Raw genomic sequence first — 21,361 nt, forward strand, 5'->3', positions numbered from 1 at the left:
CCGATTAGTCCAGATAACCCTCGGCGCACAGCAGCTCAGCCATCAGAACCGCACCACCTGCTGCGCCGCGCAGGGTATTGTGCGACAGGCTGACAAACTTGTAATCGAATACGGAATCCTCACGCAGACGGCCAACCGAAACGCCCATGCCGCCTTCAAGATCGCGGTCGAGCTTGGTCTGGGGACGATTGTCCTCTTCAAAGTAGGTCAGGAAGTGCTCGGGAGCAGAAGGCAGCTTGAGCTCCTGTGCACGGCCGGAGAATGCACGCCACTTGGCAATGATCTCTTCCTTAGAAGCCTTGTTCTTGAGCTTTACGAAGACAGCAGCCATGTGACCATCGGCAACCGGTACGCGCAGGCACTGTGCGGTGATCTTGGGAGAAACTGCGGGCTCAATGTGGTCGCCCTCGATGTGACCCCAAACCTTCATCGGCTCAACCTCGGACTTTTCTTCCTCGCCGCCGATGTAGGGGATGACGTTGTCGATCATTTCCGGCCAGGTGTCGAAGGTCTTGCCGGCGCCGGAGATTGCCTGGTAGGTGCAGACAGCGACTTCCTCTACGCCCAGATCCCAGATGGCCGACAGTGCGGGAACGTAGCTCTGAATGGAGCAGTTAGACTTAACTGCGATAAAGCCGCGCTTGGTGCCCAGACGCTTTCTCTGTGCCTCGATGATCTTGGCGTGGTCTGCGTTGATCTCGGGGATAATCATGGGAACGTCGGGAGTCAGGCGGTTTGCGCTGTTGTTGGAGATAACCGGGCACTCGAGCTTTGCATAGCGCTCTTCCAGTGCACGGATCTCATCCTTCTTCATATCAACGGCACAGAAGATGAAATCGACCTTGGAAGCGAGAAGCTCTGCGTCCTCGGTTGCATCCAGAAGAACCATATCCTTCATGGACTCGGGGATGGGACGGGTCATCTTCCAGCGACCCTCAACGGCCTCTGCATAGGTCTTGCCCTTGTTGCGGCCGGAAGCTGCGAGAGCTACGACGTGGAACCAGGGATGATTTTCCAAAAGGAGAGAGAAACGCTGACCGACCATGCCGGTTGCGCCCACAATGCCTACCTGATACTGCTTCATGATTACAAGATCCTCCTGTATCTTAACCGTTCACTTGAAATCTCCGACAGATACGAAAAAAACCGGTTGAAAAACCGGTATAGACTCACTATAATGGAAAGACAGGATCATTGTCCTAACTAAACCAAGACAGCACTCCACCGGCACAGCGCGAATCGTTCTATGCAGTGACAGACGACGGGATATTCTCCGCGGCATCCAGGACGACCGTGCCGTAACGCAGGCTGACCTTCGGCGATGGTCCCTTTTTCGTATGGTCACCGGGGTTACGGCCCCTCCCAGACGATACTGATGAACACCGCGCCTCTATCTGAAGGAAATTTCTTTATTTAGGTAAAGTATAATATGCCTTTATTCTATTGCACAGGATGCGGTTTGTCAAGACGAGATTCATGAAAAAAGGAGGCAGTTCGTATGAGACGTCGATTTGCAGCATTTTTGCTTGCGGGCGTGCTGCTGTGCACACCGGCTTCGGCGGCGGTATCCACTGTGCAGAGTCAGACGATTGTACGTGTGGGACTGGCGTATGATACGACGGCGATGGCCGCACCGCAGCTTCAAAATGTTGACGGTACGGGATATGACATCGGCACCATGAACGGTACATCGTTTTCGGCGGCGATCAGTGTGAGCCAGACCCGACTGACGATCAAGCCGCAGGGAACTGGTTTGGCTGTACTGGATACCGATTCCGGACAGGTGCTCTATCAGACGAGCGGGACGACACTTGCCATTTCGCCGCGCGGAACACTGACTTGGTTTAACAAGTATAAGTATCGCGGCGACTTTGTATATACCCGAACGGGCAACGCTGTGACAGTGGTGAACTATGTCGGTTTGGAGGACTATATCAAGGGCGTTATTCCGTATGAGATGTCGGCCAGCTGGCCTAAGGAAGCGCTCAAAGCGCAGGCTGTCTGTGCGCGGTCGTATGCGGACGGACAGATGGATCGCCATAAGAGCCAGGGATTTGACGTCTGCAACGGCACTCATTGTCAGGTATATAAGGGAGCGAATAGCGCAACCGCAAATTCAGACGCGGCAGTTGATGAGACGCAGGGAAAGTATATTTATGAGAACGACAAGAAGGTCGTGGGATGTTTCTTCTCGTCGGACGGCGGAGCGACCGAGTCTTCGGTCAACGTCTGGGGCGGTAATTATGCATACCTGACCGGCAAGGTTGACCCGTATGAAAATACGGCTGCGGCATCGAATGGCGTGTGGAGCGTGACCCTGACTGCGGCTGAGCTGCAGTCCAAGCTGCAAAGCGCGGGATATTTGATTGGTACGATACAGTCGGTTCAAGTAACAAAGCGTACTGCGGTGGGCAATGTCAATGAACTGACCATCACCGATACGAGCGGGAAGCAGGTCGTGCTGTCCAAGGATAAATGCCGTACCGCATTGGGACTCAACAGCATTCGCTATACGGTGAACGGTCTGGGTTCCACGCAGGCAGTTACGAGCAATTCTGCGGCGAGCGGACTGTACATAAACGGTACCCTGGCAACCGATGGCAGTTTGTATGCAGTGTCGGAAAATGGCACGGTGTCTGCGATTGGTTCGGCAAACGGCAAGACTGCACTGACCGGAACAGGCACCCAGACCATTACGACGACCACATCTGGCAGTCAGACAACCATAAATACAGCAGACCCGGCAGCGACCGGAGCAAGCTATACATTCAGTGGAACCGGTTGGGGACATGGCGTTGGTATGAGCCAGTACGGCGCGAAGGCAATGGCTGAGCAGGGATATACCTACGATCAGATTTTACAGTTCTACTTTACCGGCGTTACGGTAAAGTGAGGTTTGAGATAGAGCGGGAACAAACAGCGAAGGAGGAACCAGGGCGAAACCGCCCGATTTACTATGAAGAAGAGTGATTTTTATTTTGACTTACCCGAGCGATTGATCGCACAGCATCCGATGGAGCAGCGCGACGCATCGCGTATGCTGGTCATGGACCGCAAGACGGGAGAACTGTCGCACAGACATTTCCACGATCTGATTGAATATTTAAAGCCGGGTGACTGCTTGGTTATGAATAACTCGCGCGTCATTCCGGCACGCCTGATGGGACAGGCCGAAGGACGCACCACACCGATCGAAGTCGTTCTGCTGACCGATCATGGTGACGGTGTGTGGGAATGCCTGACCCGACCGGGCAAGAAGACCCGAGAGGGTGTCAAGCTGTCGTTCGGTGACGGACTGCTGACCGGTGTGGTTGAGTCGGTCAATCCCAAGGATGGCAACCGTATGATTCGCTTCCAGTATGAGGGTGTCTTCCTTGAACTGCTTGAGCAGCTGGGTACCATGCCGCTGCCTCCCTACATAAAGGAAAAGCTGGATGACCCGGAGCGCTACCAGACCGTTTACTCCAAGACACCGGGCTCGGCAGCAGCACCGACTGCGGGACTGCATTTTACCCCGGAACTGCTGGATGAAATTCGTGCTAAGGGTGTAAAGACCGCGTTTGTGACTTTGCATGTTGGTTTGGGAACCTTCCGTCCGGTTAAGGAGGAAGAGATTACCGATCATATCATGCACTCTGAGTTCTATACCATGGATGAGGAGACAGCACGTATTATTAACGAGACACACGCGCAGGGACATGATGTATTTGCAGTTGGCACAACCGCATGCCGCACGCTGGAGACCATTGCAGCGGAAGACGGCACGGTACGTGCGCAGTCTGGCTGGACGGATATTTTCATCTATCCGGGCTATCGCTTTAAGTGCATCGATCATCTGGTGACCAACTTCCATTTGCCCGAGAGTACGCTTATGATGTTGATTTCGGCATTTGCCGGACGCGAGCGGGTGCTGGATATGTATAAGACTGCGGTAGAACAGGAGTATCGCTTCTTCTCGTTTGGCGATAGCACGCTGTTTTTGTAAGAGAGTTTCAAATCAAGAGGTGACACAATGGAAATTGGAGCATTTGAGTTAAAGAAAACCGAGGGTAAGGCACGACGTGGTGCGTTTCAGACCGCACACGGCCTGGTACAGACCCCTGTATTTATGAATGTCGGAACGGCTGGAGCGATCAAGGGTGCGGTTGACGCATTCGACCTGAAGGAACTCGGTTGTCAGGTAGAGCTGTCCAATACCTATCATCTGCACGTGCGTCCGGGCGACGCGATTGTAAAGCAGATGGGCGGCTTGCATAAGTTCATGCGCTGGGACGGTCCCATGCTGACCGACTCGGGTGGATTCCAGGTATTCTCGCTGGCTTCGCTGCGCAAGATCCGAGAGGAAGGCGTGACCTTCAACTCGCATGTAGACGGCAGAAAGATCTTTATGGGTCCGGAAGAGAGCATGCGAATCCAGTCTAACCTGGGTTCGGATATCGCGATGGCATTTGATGAGTGCATTGAGAATCCGGCGCCTTATGAGTATGTAAAGGACTCCTGTGCTCGTACCACGCGTTGGCTGGTACGCTGCAAAGAGGAGATGGCACGATTGAACAGCCTGCCGGATACCGTCAATCCTCATCAGCTGCTGTTTGGTATCAACCAGGGCGGCACCTATGATGACCTGCGCGTTGCACACATGGAGGAGATCGCAAAGCTGGATTTACCCGGATATGCAATTGGTGGTTTGGCAGTCGGTGAGAGTACGGATGTGATGTATCATATTCTGGACGTTGTTCTGCCGCATGCGCCTGAGCATAAGCCGCGCTACCTGATGGGCGTTGGTACACCGTCCAATATCATTGAGGGCGTTGCACGCGGCATTGACTTCTTCGACTGCGTCATGCCCACCCGCAATGCACGTCATGGTCATCTGTTTACCTGGGATGGTATTATGAATATCCATAATGCGAAGTACCAGACCGATGACCGTCCGATTGAAGAGGGCTGCCAGTGTCCGACCTGCCGCAAGTTCTCGCGTGCGTATGTGCGTCATCTGCTCAAGGCAGGCGAGATGCTGTCCCAGCGCCTTCTGGTACAGCATAACCTGTGGTTCTATAACAATCTCATGGTTAAGATTCGAGAGGCATTGGATCAGGGAACCTTTGCTGAATTCCGCGCACAGTACAGCGAGAAGCTGGCAAAGCGCATTTGATTTCAAATATATGACATTCAAGCGGTGCAGATACCTTTTCTGCATCGCTTTTTGTTTGGTCTTTTTTGGAGCGCTGTCCCGTATACTTGGAACGAGAACAAAGGGGGCGTGTCCATGCGGAAGTGTGATAGTTTCATGGGAAGGCTGTTTTTGCTCTGTGTCTCCAACATTGGCCTTCAGCTTTTGGGATTTGTATATCGTATCTTCCTCAGCCGGTTTGCGGGAGCTGAGGGACTGGGCGTTTATCGTCTGGCATTTTCTGCGTATATTGTTATTCACGCAGCGACACTTTCGGGTGTTACGATGGCATGTACCCGCCTGTCAGCCGAGTGGAGTGCCCAAGGGCGAGCGGGAGCAGTACGACAGCTGGTGTATCGAGCCGCACGTACTTTTTTGTGTTTTTTCCTGTGCGCAGGCACCATCCTGCTGGGGTTCCGGGATTGGATCGGTACCGAGTTGCTTGGCGATGGGCGTACGGTGGATGCCATGCCCATTATGCTGGTATGCATTTTACTGACCGGTGTTGAGAATATCCTTAAATCCACCATGATCGGCATGAATCGCGTGGATAACGCCGCGGCAAGTGAACTGACCGAACAGATTGTACGCATCGGCGCGACCATTGCACTGCTGTCTTTTGAGCAGACTGCTGATCTGGGACGCATTGCCGTGCTGATTTTCACCGGTATGGCAATCAGTGAGTGCGTCAGTGCTGCGATGATGGTACACATGTATGGGGGACTGCATTTGCCTGCGCATTGTCCACCGCCAACCGGAAAAGACCCGTTTTGGAAGATTGTCCTGCCGGTTTCGGCCTCGGCCCTCGTGACCAATGGCATTGCGTCTGCCGGTGCGGTCATTCTGCCGACTCGTCTGGTCGCTTCCGGGTTGTCTCGTATCGAAGCCATTTCTGCACTGGGTATTGTCTCGGGCATCGCGTCACCCATCATGTTTTTGCCGATCGCGCTGTTGGCATCCTTGTGCACGGTAGCCATGCCTCAGGCCAGTCGATACGCCTCCAAGCACAATCAAAGCAGATTGCAGCATTTTACCTCACAGAGTTTGTTCGCGACCGGCATCGTGGGCATTCCGGCAACTGCACTGCTGTTGCCGCTTGCCCCGGTTATCGCCCGACTGTTTTTTTATCGAGCTGTTCCCACCGGGTATTTTTGGCTCATTGGTCTGTCTGCAATCTTTTGCTATTACCAGATGATTACTGGCTGTCTGCTCAACGGCATCGGACGACAACAGTTTACGGTCATGAGCGCATTGTCCGGTGAAGCACTTCAACTGATTTTGGTATATCTCATGGCAGGACAGCCGCATTTGCGTGTGTATGGCTATCTGATTGCCCAGTGCATCGCGCCGATCTATGTGGTTTTGTGCAACCTGATTCGCTTGGTTTCCTGCGGCGCTCTGGTCATCCGGCTTCAGCGTTTTTTGGGTGCACCGCTGCTCTGTGGATTTGCTGTATGGCTGTGGACGCGGATTTTCTATTCGTTCTTTGTCGGTTGGCTGGGTGGCCAGTGGATGGGACTGTGCTGTGCGGTGGTATGTTCGATCGCGCTGTACCTGTGCTTTCTGCGGCTGTTTGACATCAAAATCGAAAAATACCTGTCCGTTCGCGGGCGTCCGATGCATGATTTGATGCTGTTCTATTGACTTTTTGACAGAAACAAGGTATTATGAGGTCAGAAAAAGTGATTGGCTCCTGTCTCAGGACAGGAGCCTTTCTTTTGCAGAATGCTCGCTGTTTTAGATGTTGAGGTGGAAAGATGAAATTAGAGTTTTGTTGTCCGACGCTGTTCGGATTGGAAGGAATCGTTGCCGATGAGCTGCGTTTCGGCGGTAAGTTGACCGATGTACGCGCGGAAAACGGCCGCGTCCTGTTTTCCGGCGATGAAGATACACTGATCTGGGCAAATATGAATCTGCGCTGCGCCGAGCGCGTGCTGATTCGTCTGGCAGCGTTCCGGGCGGATACGTTTGACCAGTTGTTTGAAGGCGTTAAGGCGATTCCATGGGAGGATTTTCTGCCGGTAGATGCGGCATTTCCGGTTAAGGGACATGCACTGGATTCCAAGCTGCACAGTGTTCCCGACTGTCAGAAGATCATCAAGAAAGCGATTGTCACCCGACTGGGTGGACATTATGGTGTGAGCTGGTTTGAGGAAAAGGGTGTCCGCTGTCAGGTTCAGTTTTCGATCATGCACGACATGGCAGAAATCTATCTGGATACCTCGGGATCGGGACTGCACAAGCGTGGCTATCGTGCCAATGCCAACGCGGCACCGCTGCGTGAGACACTGGCAGCAGCGATGGTCAAGCTGGCACGCTGGCGCGGCCGCGATGCGCTGATCGACCCGTTCTGCGGTTCGGGCACGATTGCCATTGAGGCAGCCATGATTGCGCTCAACCGTGCACCCGGACTCATGCGCACTTACGATGCGGAGAAGTGGTCGTGGGTTGGAGATGCGCGCTGGAAGGCAGCGCGCGAACAGGCGATTGCAGCAGTGCGTACCGATCTAACGCTGGATATGTGCGGCAGTGATATTGACCCGGCGTGCGTGGTGCTGGCGCAGGAGAATGCCAAGAAGGCAGGCGTCGGACATTTCATCCGCTTTGAGCAGGCAGACGCAGCCAAGCGAGTGTATCCGCAGTCCGGTGTCCTGTTTGCCAATCCGCCGTATGGCGAGCGCCTGATGGACCGCGAGAGTGCGCAGGCGATTTACCGTGCAGTTGGTCGTGCGGTCGGAAAGAGTGAACTGCGTCAGTATTACCTGACATCCGACCCGGAATTTGAGCGTTTTTATGGATATCAGGCGGACAAGCGCCGCAAGCTGTATAATGGTATGATTAAATGTGATCTGTATATGTATTTCCGTCCACAGGAGGCGCGCCGACCGTTTGGCAGGAGAGACAGCAAAGTGCCAAACTCCGGAAAGCGGGAACGTCGATAAGCATTCATAAATTTTTCACAAATTTTTTGTTAGATTCTTCAAAAAACCACTTGCGTTTCCAGTATACTTGATGTATCATAATAACCGGATTAGCACTCTGATGTTTTGAGTGCTAAGTGATTTTGTATTCTAATCTTTTAGGAGGAATAGATTATGACTTTGAAGCCCCTTTCTGACCGCGTTGTCATCAAGATGGTCGAAGCAGAAGAGACCACTGCAAGCGGTATTATCCTGACCGGTTCCGCAAAGGAAAAGCCCCAGGTAGCTGAGGTTCTGGCGGTTGGCCCCGGCGGCATCGTTGACGGCAAGGAAGTTGTCATGCAGGTAAAGGTTGGCGATAAGGTAATCACCAGCAAGTACTCCGGCACCGAAGTCAAGATTGACGGCGAAGACCTGATCGTTGTCCGTCAGGGTGACATTCTGGCTGTTGTTGAGTAAGCGTATTCCATTTGATTATTTGTTTGATATTGTAAGGAGTAATTGAGTTATGGCGAAGCAGATTCAGTTTGGCGAAGAAGCACGCAAGTCGCTGATGAATGGTATCGACCAGCTGGCCGACACCGTTAAGGTTACTATGGGTCCCAAGGGCCGCAATGTTGTTCTGGCAAAGAAGTTCGGCGCTCCGCTGATCACCAATGACGGTGTCACCATTGCAAAGGACATCGAGCTGGACGATCCGTTTGAGAACATGGGTGCACAGCTGGTTAAGGAAGTTGCAACCAAGACCAACGACGTTGCAGGCGACGGTACCACCACTGCTACCATGCTGGCACAGGCATTTGTACACGAGGGCCTGAAGAACCTGGCTGCTGGTGCAAATCCGATGGTTATGCGTAAGGGCATGAACAAGGCTGTTGAGACCGCTGTTAAGGCAATCGCTGAGCAGTCCAAGAAGGTAGACGGCGCAGCTGATATCGCACGTGTTGCAGCTGTTTCCTCCGGTAACGACGAGATCGGCAAGCTGATCTCCGAGGCAATGGAGAAGGTTTCCACCGACGGCGTTATCACCGTTGAGGAGTCCAAGACCGCAGAGACCTACTCTGAGGTTGTTGAGGGCATGCAGTTTGACCGCGGTTACGTTACCCCCTACATGGTAACCGATACCGAGAAGATGGAAGCTGTTCTGGACGACGCACTGGTACTGATCACCGATAAGAAGATTTCGGTTATCGCTGACCTGCTGCCCATTCTGGAGCAGATCGTAAAGATGGGACGCAAGCTGCTCATCATTGCAGAGGATATCGAGGGCGAGGCTCTGTCTACCCTGATCGTAAACCGTCTGCGCGGCACTTTCACCTGCGTTGCAGTTAAGGCTCCGGGCTTCGGTGATCGCCGCAAGGATATGCTGCAGGATATCGCAATCCTGACCGGCGGTACTGTAATCTCTGAGGACATCGGCATCGAGCTCAAGGATGCAACTCTGGAGATGCTGGGTCAGGCTCGTCAGGTTAAGGTCAACAAGGAGACCACTACCATCGTTGACGGCGCTGGCGATTCTGAGGCAATCAAGGCTCGCGTTGCAACCATCCGCAATGCAATCGAGAAGACCACCTCTGACTTCGACCGTGAGAAGCTGCAGGAGCGTCTGGCTAAGCTGGCTGGCGGCGTAGCAGTTATCAAGGTTGGCGCTGCAACCGAGGTTGAGATGAAGGAAATGAAGCTGCGCATCGAGGACGCACTGAATGCAACCCGTGCAGCAGTTGAGGAAGGCATCGTTGCAGGCGGCGGTACCGCATACGTCAACGCAATCCCGGCAGTTGAGAAGCTGCTGAGCGAGGTTGAGGGCGACGAGAAGACCGGCGTACAGATCATCATGCGTGGTCTGGAAGCACCGGTTAAGCAGATCGCTGCAAACGCTGGTGTAGACGGCGCAGTTGTACTTGACCGCATCAAGAACTCCGGTAAGGTTGGCTTCGGCTTTGACGCTTACAAGGAAGAGTTCTGCGACATGATCCCGTCCGGCATCGTAGACCCGACCAAGGTAAACCGTTCGGCTCTGCAAAACGCAGCATCCATCGCTTCGATGGTTCTGACCACCGAGAGCATCGTTGCAGACAAGAAGGAGCCTGTTGCTCCGGCTGCTCCGGCTCCGGACATGGGCGGCATGTACTAATTCTGAGACAATTTGGTACAAAAGAATGTTTTCAGGCGGCTGTTCGTATGAACAGCCGCCTTTTTTGGTGACAATCTGGTATCAATATCAGAAAGCATAGACATTTTAACACCGGTGCAGTATAATAGCGATAAACAGCCGGGTAAGATACTTGTGAAAGGATCGACCCAGTTCAAAGGAGGGATACTCGAATGTTTTGGCTGTCAGACAACGCGTGCTGGATTCTTGTCATCGTCGCGGCGTTGATTGTGGAAGCGATTACACTCAGCCTGAATGCAGTTTGGTTTGCATTGGGCGGAGTCGGAAGCCTGATCGCAGCTTCATTAGGCGCTTCTGTGCCAGTGCAGTGGGTGGTATTTATCATCGTGTCTGCAATTTTTATGCTTTTGATTCGTCCGTTTGCGCGGCGTGTGCTCAAACCGAAGGGAGCAGCCACCAATGCCGATCGTATTCTGGGCGAGCAGGCAATTGTGACACAGGCGATTGACAACACACAAGCACAGGGTGAAATCAAGATTATGGGACAGTATTGGACGGCACGCTCGGCGGACGGCGCACCCATCGCACAGGGGAGCGTTGTACGCGTGCGAGAGATTGTCGGCGTGAAAGCAATCGTCGAGTCTGTCCCGACGACCGATAAGGTATGAAGAAGTAAGGAGGTCAAGTATGGCTACTATCGCGACTATCGCTGGTTGGATTATTCTGGCACTGATCGTTCTGATCATCATTGCAAAGAACATCGTCATCGTGCCGCAGGCACATGCGTATATTATTGAACGTCTGGGCACCTATCAGGGCACCTGGAACACCGGTTTGCATGTAAAAATTCCGCTGTTTGAGCGCATTGTCCGCAAGGTAACGCTGAAGGAGCAGGTTGTTGACTTTGAGCCGCAGCCGGTTATCACCAAGGATAATGTTACCATGCAGATTGATACCGTTGTATATTTTCAGATTACCGATCCGAAGCTCTATACTTACGGCATTGAAAATCCCATGGCAGCGATTGAGAACCTGACCGCAACGACGCTGCGTAACATTATCGGTGATCTGGAACTTGACCAGACGCTGACCAGCCGTGACATCATCAACACCAAGATGCGTGCGATTCTGGACGAAGCAACCGACCCCTGGGGTATCAAGGTGGGACGTGTCGAGCTGAAGAACATCATTCCGCCGACTGCGATTCGTGAGTCGATGGAAAAGCAGATGAAGGCAGAGCGTGATCGTCGAGAGGCAATCCTGACCGCAGAAGGTGAGAAGCAGTCCAAGATTCTGGTTGCAGAAGGTGAGAAGGAGTCCATGGTTCTGCGCGCAGAAGCAACGCGACTGGCAAAGATCAAGGAAGCGGAAGGCGAGGCAGAAGCACTGCTCACCGTACAGAAGGCGCTGGCAGATTCCATCCAGATGCTGAATGATGCTGCACCGACCGACCCGATCATTCGTCTGAAAGCACTTGAGGCATTTTCCAAGGCAGCAGACGGTAAGGCAACCAAGATCATCATTCCGTCTGAGATTCAGGGCCTTGCAGGACTGGCAGCCGGACTTAAGGAAGTCATTACGAGCGACCAGATTCAGGAAGATAAGAAAATCAACCGATAAACATAAAAGTGCAGCTGAAATCAGCTGCACTTTTTATATTCCAGCAGTTTTCCTCCCTTATATGAATGATACAAAATGTGGGATATCTAAAGTATGAATTCTCTGAAAATGTCATTAAAAGGACGAAAAACGTCAAAAAGAGCGGAATAGAGGGCAAAATAGAAAATATGTTTGAAAAACAGGGCGGGAATCGTGTATAATAGATGTACCGGCTCGGAGAGAGACCGGGTAGAACGGTATGAGGTGAAACTATGGTGAACGAACCTCTGATGTGCTGCGAAGAAAACTGCGTACACTGTGAAGCGGTCAAGCAGGTTGGCTGCCGGATGCCGGACGAGCAGACTGCACGGCTGACTTCGGATTTTTTCAAGGCATTTGCGGATAAAACACGGGTGCGGATTCTGTCCGCGCTGGCGATTCACGAACTGTGTGTATGTGACATTGCTGATCTTTTGGGCATGACCCAGTCGGCCATTTCACATCAGCTCAGCTTTCTCAAACAGGCGCGTTTGGTTGTCGGACGCAAAGAGGGAAAAACGGTGTATTATACCCTGTGCGATGGTCATATTCGCACCATTTTACGGCAGGGCATCGAACATGTACAGGAAGAAACGACGGGAGACGTGTAAAGCGTCTCCCTTTGTCATGTAGATGGTCTGCGATTCGTTGAAAAAAGAAATTTTGATACGCACGAAATTTAGCTTAAAAGCACAATCTTTTCCGCGGAAAAAGCATTTTCTAGATTTTGAATTGCGCTTTTTCGGGATTCGTAATATAATAAACTCTGTATATGAAATGGAGGATTGTCATGCTGCATACTGCTCTGGAACAGATTTTGCCCCGTGTACAAAAGCCTGCCCGCTATGTCGGCGGTGAATGGGGATCTGTGACCAAAGATAAAAACAATGTTGATTTACGCTTTGCGTTCTGTTTCCCCGACGTTTATGAAGTCGGTATGTCCCATCTGGGTTCGCGCATTCTGTACGGACTGCTCAACGATCAGAAGAATATCTGGTGTGAGCGTGTCTTTGCACCCTGGATTGACATGGAAGACGAGATGCGCCGTGCAGGAATTCCGCTGTACGGCCTGGAGAGCGGCGATCCGCTGTCTGATTTTGATATCATCGGCTTTACGCTGCAATACGAGCTGTCGTTTACCAATATTCTGAACATGCTAGATCTGGGCGGCGTGCCGATTTTGGCTAAGGATCGTCCGGGCCTTAAAAATCTGGTTGTCGCCGGCGGCCCGTGTGCTTACAACCCCGAACCGCTCTGCGATTTTATCGATCTGTTTATGATCGGTGATGGCGAGGAGATCATGCTCGATCTGACCAATCTGTATCAGAGTGCGGTACAGCGTGGTCTGTCCAAGCACGAATTCCTGGTCGAAGCGGCCAAGATTCCCGGTATGTACGTTCCGGCGCTCTATGAGGTTAGCTATAAGGAAGACGGTACGATTGAGGCAATTACGCCCAAGGACGGTGCACCGGCATTCGTACAGAAGCGCATTGTACGTGATCTGGATACCATGTACTATCCGGACTACTTTGTCGTTCCCTCGACCGATATCGTGTTTGACCGTGCGATGATCGAGCTGTTCCGCGGTTGTCCGCGTGGCTGCCGTTTCTGTCAGGCAGGTCATACCTACCGCCCGCTGCGCCGCAAGTCCAAGGAAACCCTGATGAAGCAGGCCGAGGCTATCCTGAAAAATTCGGGTTACGAGGAGATTTCGCTGTCCTCACTGTCCACGAGTGATTACGGTGAGCTGAGTGAGCTGACCGAGTGCATGCTCGACTACTGTGAGCCGCGTCATATCAGCCTGTCGCTGCCGTCGCTGCGCGCGGACAGCTTCAGCTCGGAGCTCATGCAGCGCGTCCAGAAGGTGCGCAAGAGCGGTCTGACTTTTGCGTGTGAGGCAGGTACCCAGCGTCTGCGCGATGTCATCAACAAGAACATCACCGAAGATGACGTTCTGCATGCCTGCGAGATTGCATTCAAGGGTGGCTGGAATAATGTCAAGCTGTACTTTATGATTGGTCTGCCGACCGAGACCTCGGAAGACCTCGACGGTATCTCTGAGATTTGCAAGAAGGTTGCTTATTGCTGGCGCATGAACACTGACAACCGTCAGCGCGGCGTCAAGATTACTGCTTCGGCTTCGTGCTTCGTGCCCAAGCCGCAGACCCCGTTCCAGTGGGATGCACAGAACTCGCTCGAGGAGTTCCGCGGCAAGCAGGATTATATGAAGAAGATCATGCGCACTAAGAACGTGACCTATAACTGGCATGATGCTGAGACTTCGGTTATGGAGGGTGTCATTGCACGCGGTGACCGCCGTCAGGGTGCTGCGATCTATACCGCGTGGAAGAACGGCTGTAAGTTTGACGGCTGGGATCAGTGCTTCTCGTATGAAAAGTGGATGGACGCATTTGCATCCTGCGGACTGGACCCCAAGTTCTACGCATACCGTCAGCGCCCGCTCGACGAGCTGTTCCCGTGGGATCATATCGGCTGCGGTACGCTCAAGGATCACTTGAAGCGTGAATGGGAGCGTTCGCGTCAGGCGATTGTCACCCCGGACTGCATGCAGCAGTGTGCTGCCTGCGGCTCCAATCGACTGCTCGAGGGAGGTAAGTGCTGTGTTTAAGGCTAGAATGCGATTTGCCAAGGAAGGCCGTGCGAAATATATTTCTCACCTCGATCTGATGCATACCATGCAGCGTGCAATGGCACGCTGCCAGATGCCGCTCTGGTTTACCGAGGGTTTTAACCAGCACGCTTACGTGTCGGTTGCCCTTCCGCTCTCGACCGGTTACTCGGGCGAGTATGAGTTTTTGGACTTTAACCTGTTGTCCGAGAATGTACCGATCAATGCCGTGGAAGCACTCAATGCCGTGTTCCCGGAAGGCCTGCGTGCCATTGAGATTTATCCGCTCGCAGACGGCGGTATGCCGCTGCGCGATATCGCATGGTCGAAGTATCGAATTACCTGGTCATTTGCAGACGGTGTGCCCGCGGACTTTGCAGAGAATGTCAATAAGCTGTTTGCACAGCCGACTGTGGAGATCGTCAAGCGTTCCAAGCGCGGCGAAAAGACCGTCAACATGCGCGAGCTGATGAATGGTTTTGCACTCACCGAGCAGGACGGTCAGGTGATCGCTGAGGTCGTGACCGCTGCGGGTAACAACAATATGAGCCCGGAGTATCTGACGCGTGCGATTGCGCAGTATTTGCCGCAGTATGAGATTTCGAGTGCGGCCTATCACCGCCTGTGCGTCTATAACGATAAGATGCAGGCATTCCGATAATTGAATTCGTTCGGCAGAAAGGAAATTACATGCCAAATAACAAGACAGTTGTCTCGCAAGAACAGATTGCACATCAGTATGAATATATGCAGTTCATCGCCCGTATGAACGAGGACAAGGCACAGGTGCGTGGACAGCGCCCGAAAGCCTTCACCCAGACTTTTGGCTGCCAGCAGAACGAGGCAGATACCCAGCGGATCGCCGGCATGCTGGACGAAATGGGCTATGAAAAGACCGACCGTACCGAAGATGCCGATGTCATTGTCATCAACACCTGTGCGGTGCGTGAGCATGCAGAGAGCCGTGCGCTGGGCAATGTCGGCGCACTGTCTCATCTGAAGAAGGCACGTCCTGAGGTTACCATCTGCCTGTGCGGCTGTATGGTCCAGCAGGAGCACATGCCGGACAAAATCAAGAAGAGTTATCCGCAGGTTGATCTGGTGTTCGGTACCCATGCGCTCTGGCGTTTTCCCGAGCTGCTGTATCGCCGCTTGACCGGAGATAAGCGCGTCTTTGATACCAGTGGAGACGCGGCAGGCTATATCGCCGAGGGCTTGCCGGTACTGCGTGACGGCGGTACCAAGGCATGGCTGTCCATCATGTACGGCTGCAACAATTTCTGCACCTATTGTATCGTACCCTATGTCCGCGGCCGCGAGCGCAGTCGTGCACCGGAGGAGATCGTACACGAGTTAGAGCAGCTGGTCGCAGACGGCTATAAAGATATCACTCTGCTCGGTCAGAATGTAAACTCCTATGGTAAGGACTTGGACGAGCAGATTGATTTTTCCGATCTGCTCATGCGCCTGAACGAAGTACCGGGAGATTTCCTGCTGCGCTTTATGACCAGTCATCCCAAGGACGCTTCGCATAAGTTGTTTGATACCATGGCTGCCTGTGATAAGGTGGCAAAGCAGCTGCATCTGCCGTTCCAGTCGGGCAGTGATACCGTGCTCAAGCGCATGAACCGCGGCTATACGGCTGAGCATTATCGCGAACTGATCGCGTATGCACGCAGCAAGATGCCGGACATCACCCTGTCGAGTGATATCATCGTTGGATTCCCGGGAGAAACCGAGGAAGACTTTGAGAAGACGCGCACGCTGGTTGCAGAAGTTGGTTTTGACATGCTGTACACCTTCCTGTACTCCAAGCGCAGCGGTACGCCTGCGGCAGAAATGCCCGATGACACCACGCACGCAGTTAAGCAGGCACGCTTTGAGCGTCTGCTGAAGACACAGGACGAGACGGTGCAGGCAAGACAAAACGCCTATCAGGGCAAGCGCCTGCGCGTGTTGGTAGATGGTACGAGCAAGGGAACCGAGTATCCGCTGACCGCACGCACCGAGGGAGGTCTGCTGGTCTGCTGCGCGGGTGATGACTTGAAGATCGGTGAGTTTGCCGATGTTGTGATTGAAAAAACTTCCCTGCGCTGCCTGTTTGGCCGAAGCGTATGAGACCGAGAAAAGAAGGAAAAAACATGGCAGAGCTAACCCCAATGATGAAGCAGTACTTCGAGATCAAGGAGAAGTGCCGCGATTATATTTTGTTTTATCGTCTGGGCGACTTTTATGAGATGTTCTTTGACGATGCCATTTTGGTCTCGCGTGAACTGGAACTGACGCTGACCGGACGCGACTGCGGACAGGAAGAGCGTGCGCCCATGTGCGGCGTACCCTATCACGCCAGCGAAAGCTATATTGGTCGTCTGGTGCGAAAGGGTTATAAGGTAGCGATTTGTGAGCAGGTGGAAGACCCCAAGACCACCAAGGGATTGGTCAAGCGTGATATTGTGCGCATGGTCACGCCGGGTACGGTCATTGAGGCATCTATGCTGGATGAACGCCGCAATAACTTTCTGTGCTGCCTGTTTACCGAGGGCGCTGCCGGCGGCGTATGCTTTGCCGATATTTCCACGGGTGAAGTATATGCGACCTCGACGACCACCGCAGGAGAACTGCTCAGCGAAGTGGGACGTTTTCTGCCCAGCGAAACCCTGCTCGGCGGTGACGCTGTGACTGATACCTCGCTGCAGGGCTTTTTGAAAGAGCGTGTGGATTCTATTTTCTCGCCGCTCGATGCTCAGGCATTTGATGCAGAACAGGCGTATGCACTGGTTGAAACCCATTTCGGTGCGCAGGCAATCGAAGCCAACGGACTGGGAGAAAATGGCATTGTCGTGCGCGTACTGGGTGGTCTGTTGCACTATCTGGAGGAAACGCAGAAAGCCAGCTTGGGCGGACTCAATACACTCAACGTCTACCAGCAGGGTCAGTACATGGAACTTGACCTGACTGCACGACGCAATTTGGAGCTGTGCGAGACCATGCGAACCAAGGAAAAGAAGGGTTCGCTGCTCTGGGTGATTGATCGTACCAAGACGGCCATGGGTTCGCGTATGATTCGTCAGTGGCTGGAAAAACCGCTGCTTAATCCCTTGCATATTCGCAAGCGTCAGCAGGCAATCGGTGCACTGTGTGACGATCCGGTACTGCACTCTAATTTGACCGATGAGCTTGACCAGCTTTTTGATATTGAGCGTCTGATTGGACGTGTGGTCTATGGCACGGCAAATTGCCGCGACCTGCGTGCCATGCAGACATCGCTCGAGCGCTTGCCGCTCATCAAGCAGCTGCTCTCTGAGCTGGACAAGATCCCGCTCGTGCACGAGTTGAACGAGCGCATTGATCCGCTGACCGATATTTGTGAGCTGATCGGCAGCGCCATTGTGGACGAGCCGCCGGTTTCGGTGCGTGAAGGGGGACTGATTCGACCGGGCTTTCGACCGGAAGTTGACGACCTGCGCGGTCTGGCATCGGGCGGTAAGGGCAAGATTGCCGAGATCGAGCAGCGGGAGCGCGAGGCAACCGGTATTAAGGGACTCAAGATCGGATACAATCGCGTATTCGGTTATTATCTGGAAGTCACCAAGACCAATCTGGATGCAGTCCCGGAACATTATATCCGCAAGCAGACGCTTGCAAACTGTGAGCGCTACATTACCGAGGAACTCAAGCAGCTGGAAGGCCAGGTACTCGGTGCACAGGAGCGTTTGACCGCATTGGAGTACGAGCTGTTTTGCGAGGTGCGTGAGCACGTTGCAGCGCAGGTACACCGCATCCAGCGCACGGCGCATGCACTGTCCAATATCGACGTGCTGGCAGCCCTGAGCGATTTGGCAGCCAATGAGCATTATGTATGCCCGGAGGTGGATTTCTCCGGACGGATCGATATTAAGGATGGCCGTCATCCGGTTGTCGAGAAGATGCTGCGCGGTGGTCTGTTCATTCCGAACGATACGCTGCTCGATCAGGATGACAACCGAGTCGCTGTCATTACCGGCCCGAATATGGCAGGTAAGTCCACCTATATGCGTCAGGTTGCCCTGATTACCATTCTGGCGCAGATGGGCTCGTTTGTACCGGCGGCTTCGGCACGTATCGGTATTGTAGACCGTATTTTCACCCGTGTCGGTGCATCTGATGACCTTGCAAGCGGCCAATCTACGTTTATGGTCGAGATGAGCGAAGTTGCAGATATCCTGCGCGGAGCAACGCGCAATAGCCTGCTCATTCTGGACGAAATCGGACGCGGTACGTCCACCTATGACGGTATGTCCATCGCACGTGCTGTTGTCGAGTATGTCGCCGATAAAAAACGCATCGGTGCACGCGCTCTATTTGCCACCCACTACCATGAACTGACAGCACTGGAAGATCTGGTGGATGGCATTAAGAATTACAATATCGCCGTCAAAAAACGCGGCGATAACATTACATTTTTGCGTAAGATTGTGCGCGGCGGCGCAGATGACAGCTACGGTATTGAGGTTGCTGGTTTAGCTGGTGTGCCTAATCCGGTCATCAAGCGTGCCAAGCGTATTTTAGCCGATCTTGAGAGCAATACGCCCAAGGTTGAAGTGCATGCAGTCGCGGATAGTGAACCTGCGCAGGTATCGCTGATGGATTTGGGAACCAATGCGGTTGCCGACCGGCTGCGCAGCATGCAAATTGAGACCATGACGCCGATTGAGGCGATGACCGCACTGTATGAGCTCAAACAGATGCTCAGTTAAAGAGAAAGGAGGCTGTAACTCATGCCGATCATTCATGAATTGTCCGATCATCTGGCCGACCTGATTGCGGCTGGTGAAGTTGTAGAGCGTCCAGCCTCCGTTGCCAAGGAGCTGGTCGAGAATGCAATCGACGCGCACGCAACACAAATCACGGTAGAGATTGAGAACGGCGGCATTTCTTACCTGCGTATCGCAGACAATGGCTGTGGTATGTCACCAGAGGACGCACCCATTGCGTTTCGCCGCCATGCGACCAGTAAGCTGAGAACCGAGGATGACCTGTCCGCGATTGGAACGCTGGGATTTCGCGGTGAGGCGCTGGCAGCCATCGCGTCGGTTTCCCGCATCGACCTGTTTACCAAGCAGGCGGATACCCTTGCAGGTGTGCATCTGCACTTGGAAGCGGGTGAGATTCTGGAAAATGAGGAAGCTGGCTGCCCGAACGGTACGACCATCATTGTACGGGATATTTTTTACAATACCCCGGCACGTATGAAGTTTTTGCGTAAGGATTTCACCGAAGCAGGCTATGTCGTCGGTGTTGTCCAGCATGCAGCGCTGTCTCATCCCGAAATTGCGTTTACCATGATTCGAGACGGCAGACAGGTCTTTGCAACGCCGGGCAATGGCAAACTGATTGCACCGGTGTTCTCGGTGTTCGGCAAGGAGATGACAGCAAACCTCATCGAGGTACCCGCATTTTCTCGCGGAAGTCTTTCGGCTTGGGGCTATATTACCAAAGCACATGCCGGACGGCCAAATCGCTCCATGCAGCACTTTTTCGTCAATGGCCGTTATGTCAAGTCGCGCGTCATGCAGGCTGCGATGGAAGAAGCCTATCGCAATAAGCTGATTACCGGCAAGTATCCGTCGGGCGTTATGTTCTTGACGCTGCCGCTGCACATGGTCGATGTCAACGTGCATCCGGCAAAAACTGAGGTCAAATTTGCCGAGGAAAAGGCAGTTTTTGACGTGGTCTATGTGGCTTGTAAGAATGCACTCGAGCAGGATGACAACGTACCCGAGATCAAGGCACATGCTGAAAAGAAACCGGCTCGCGAAGACCACCTGACGCAAGAACAGCAGCGCATGACCATGCCGCAGCCGACTGCGGTCAAGCCGGTCGAGGAAAAAACAGTTTCCGCTCCGGTTACGCCGCCTGTGCAGGTACAGGAGCAGCCCAAGGTCGAAATCAAAGCAGAACCTGTTATTTCGACCGCTACACCGATGCCTGAGCGTACGGCGCCTGCACCGGTCGAAAAGCCTGAGCCGCAGCCCAAGCCGAGCAAACCGGAAAAGTATCCCATTACCGATTCGTATTCCCTGATGGGACGCACGGTAAAGGTACATTCTCTTTACGCATCCAAGGCGGCAGAGCTGGGTACAGGAAAGTTCCCGCTGCATCAGAATAGAATTAAACAGCCGTATGTCAATGCAGATGATGAGGACGGTCTGGACTGGGATTACCTGCCGCAGCTGGTGATTCCCGGAGATGATCGAGATCGCTCTCCGGCGGCTGAAACCGCATCGGTACAGCCTGAGCCGCAGCCCGAAACCGAGGCGCAGCCGGTCATTCCGGAACATAGTGCCCGTGTGCTTGGCGAGGCGTTCCAGACTTATATTGTGGCAGAAGACGACAAGGGACTGCTCCTGATCGATAAGCATGCAGCACATGAACGCATGATTTTTAATCATCTGCGTGCAAGCGTAGATATTCCGAGACAGGAACTTTTGACACCTGTGATTGCCGAAGTGACCGCACCTGAATACGCGGCGCTCTGCGAGCAGTTGGAGCGCATTCGGGAGATTGGCTTTGATATCGAGCCCTTTGGACAGAATAGCTTTGCCATTCGTGCCATTCCGGCTTATCTCGATAGCGGCGCAGTACAGGAGACGGTCACCGAAATGGCGGATAAGCTGATGAACAATCGGACGCCGGTGCCCGATCGTCTGGACGATGTCATTCATACCGTGTCGTGCAAGGCGGCAATCAAGGCGGGCATGACGACATCGCTGGCTGAACTGCAAGACTTCTGCAATCGTGTACTGGAAGACTCAGACGTTGTCTGTTGTCCGCATGGCCGACCGGTCACGGTGCGTTTAACCAAGTATGAGCTTGACAAGATGTTCAAGCGCGTCAATCAGTGAGGA

Annotated in this window: 16 protein-coding genes and 1 riboswitch; of the genes, 15 read left to right on the plus strand and 1 reads right to left on the minus strand. The window is 53.2% G+C overall.

What is annotated here, in order from left to right:
* Positions 1 to 4 precede the first annotated feature (4 nt).
* Positions 5 to 1,084 carry an aspartate-semialdehyde dehydrogenase gene (gene asd / locus B5D52_RS05325; RefSeq protein ID WP_016146574.1) on the minus strand — a complete coding sequence of 360 codons (1,080 nt, stop codon included), beginning with the start codon at positions 1,082 to 1,084 and terminating at the stop codon, positions 5 to 7.
* Between the two features lie 122 nt (positions 1,085 to 1,206).
* Positions 1,207 to 1,401, minus strand: a riboswitch (Lysine riboswitch).
* A 97-nt stretch (positions 1,402 to 1,498) separates the two neighbouring features.
* Between asd and B5D52_RS05330 the strand changes: the two genes are divergently transcribed.
* From B5D52_RS05330 to mutL, 15 genes are all read left to right on the plus strand, one after another.
* Complete coding sequence (locus tag B5D52_RS05330; protein WP_016146575.1) at positions 1,499 to 2,893, plus strand: SpoIID/LytB domain-containing protein; 1,395 nt, start codon at positions 1,499 to 1,501, stop codon at positions 2,891 to 2,893.
* A gap of 63 nt (positions 2,894 to 2,956) precedes the next feature.
* Positions 2,957 to 3,985 carry a tRNA preQ1(34) S-adenosylmethionine ribosyltransferase-isomerase QueA gene (queA, locus tag B5D52_RS05335; protein ID WP_016146576.1) on the plus strand — a complete coding sequence of 343 codons (1,029 nt, stop codon included), beginning with the start codon at positions 2,957 to 2,959 and terminating at the stop codon, positions 3,983 to 3,985.
* Between the two features lie 27 nt (positions 3,986 to 4,012).
* Positions 4,013 to 5,155 (plus strand): tRNA guanosine(34) transglycosylase Tgt, encoded by a 1,143-nt coding sequence (tgt, locus tag B5D52_RS05340; RefSeq protein ID WP_016146577.1) that lies wholly within the window; start codon positions 4,013 to 4,015, stop codon positions 5,153 to 5,155.
* Between the two features lie 114 nt (positions 5,156 to 5,269).
* Positions 5,270 to 6,817 carry an MATE family efflux transporter gene (locus tag B5D52_RS05345; protein ID WP_016146578.1) on the plus strand — a complete coding sequence of 516 codons (1,548 nt, stop codon included), beginning with the start codon at positions 5,270 to 5,272 and terminating at the stop codon, positions 6,815 to 6,817.
* 113 nt (positions 6,818 to 6,930) lie between these two features.
* The gene (locus tag B5D52_RS05350; RefSeq protein ID WP_016146579.1) at positions 6,931 to 8,115 is read left to right on the plus strand and encodes a THUMP domain-containing class I SAM-dependent RNA methyltransferase; all 1,185 of its coding nucleotides are present in this window, start codon (positions 6,931 to 6,933) and stop codon (positions 8,113 to 8,115) included.
* A 153-nt stretch (positions 8,116 to 8,268) separates the two neighbouring features.
* Entirely contained in the window at positions 8,269 to 8,553 is a 285-nt protein-coding gene (locus tag B5D52_RS05355) for a co-chaperone GroES (protein WP_016146580.1), read from the plus strand.
* 49 nt (positions 8,554 to 8,602) lie between these two features.
* Positions 8,603 to 10,228 (plus strand): chaperonin GroEL, encoded by a 1,626-nt coding sequence (gene groL, locus B5D52_RS05360; protein ID WP_016146581.1) that lies wholly within the window; start codon positions 8,603 to 8,605, stop codon positions 10,226 to 10,228.
* A 191-nt stretch (positions 10,229 to 10,419) separates the two neighbouring features.
* Entirely contained in the window at positions 10,420 to 10,875 is a 456-nt protein-coding gene (locus B5D52_RS05365) for an NfeD family protein (protein ID WP_016146582.1), read from the plus strand.
* A gap of 19 nt (positions 10,876 to 10,894) precedes the next feature.
* Positions 10,895 to 11,827: an SPFH domain-containing protein gene (locus B5D52_RS05370; RefSeq protein WP_016146583.1), complete on the plus strand. Its 933-nt coding sequence runs from the start codon at positions 10,895 to 10,897 to the stop codon at positions 11,825 to 11,827.
* Between the two features lie 251 nt (positions 11,828 to 12,078).
* Positions 12,079 to 12,456, plus strand: coding sequence for an ArsR/SmtB family transcription factor (locus tag B5D52_RS05375; protein ID WP_016146584.1), 378 nt, complete (start codon positions 12,079 to 12,081; stop codon positions 12,454 to 12,456).
* 179 nt (positions 12,457 to 12,635) lie between these two features.
* Complete coding sequence (locus tag B5D52_RS05380; RefSeq protein ID WP_016146585.1) at positions 12,636 to 14,474, plus strand: TIGR03960 family B12-binding radical SAM protein; 1,839 nt, start codon at positions 12,636 to 12,638, stop codon at positions 14,472 to 14,474.
* Positions 14,467 to 15,135 (plus strand): TIGR03936 family radical SAM-associated protein, encoded by a 669-nt coding sequence (locus tag B5D52_RS05385; RefSeq protein ID WP_016146586.1) that lies wholly within the window; start codon positions 14,467 to 14,469, stop codon positions 15,133 to 15,135. The genes B5D52_RS05380 and B5D52_RS05385 overlap by 8 nt, the downstream gene beginning before the upstream one ends.
* A 29-nt stretch (positions 15,136 to 15,164) precedes the next feature.
* On the plus strand, positions 15,165 to 16,592 hold the full coding sequence (miaB, locus tag B5D52_RS05390) for a tRNA (N6-isopentenyl adenosine(37)-C2)-methylthiotransferase MiaB (RefSeq protein WP_016146587.1): 1,428 nt from the start codon (positions 15,165 to 15,167) through the stop codon (positions 16,590 to 16,592).
* Between the two features lie 23 nt (positions 16,593 to 16,615).
* Positions 16,616 to 19,210 carry a DNA mismatch repair protein MutS gene (mutS, locus tag B5D52_RS05395; protein ID WP_016146588.1) on the plus strand — a complete coding sequence of 865 codons (2,595 nt, stop codon included), beginning with the start codon at positions 16,616 to 16,618 and terminating at the stop codon, positions 19,208 to 19,210.
* Between the two features lie 21 nt (positions 19,211 to 19,231).
* Positions 19,232 to 21,358 (plus strand): DNA mismatch repair endonuclease MutL, encoded by a 2,127-nt coding sequence (gene mutL / locus B5D52_RS05400; RefSeq protein ID WP_016146589.1) that lies wholly within the window; start codon positions 19,232 to 19,234, stop codon positions 21,356 to 21,358.
* Positions 21,359 to 21,361: the final 3 nt, after the last annotated feature.

It is taken from the genome of Butyricicoccus pullicaecorum DSM 23266 (assembly GCF_900167005.1).
Taxonomy (GTDB): Bacteria; Bacillota; Clostridia; order Oscillospirales; family Butyricicoccaceae; genus Butyricicoccus; species Butyricicoccus pullicaecorum.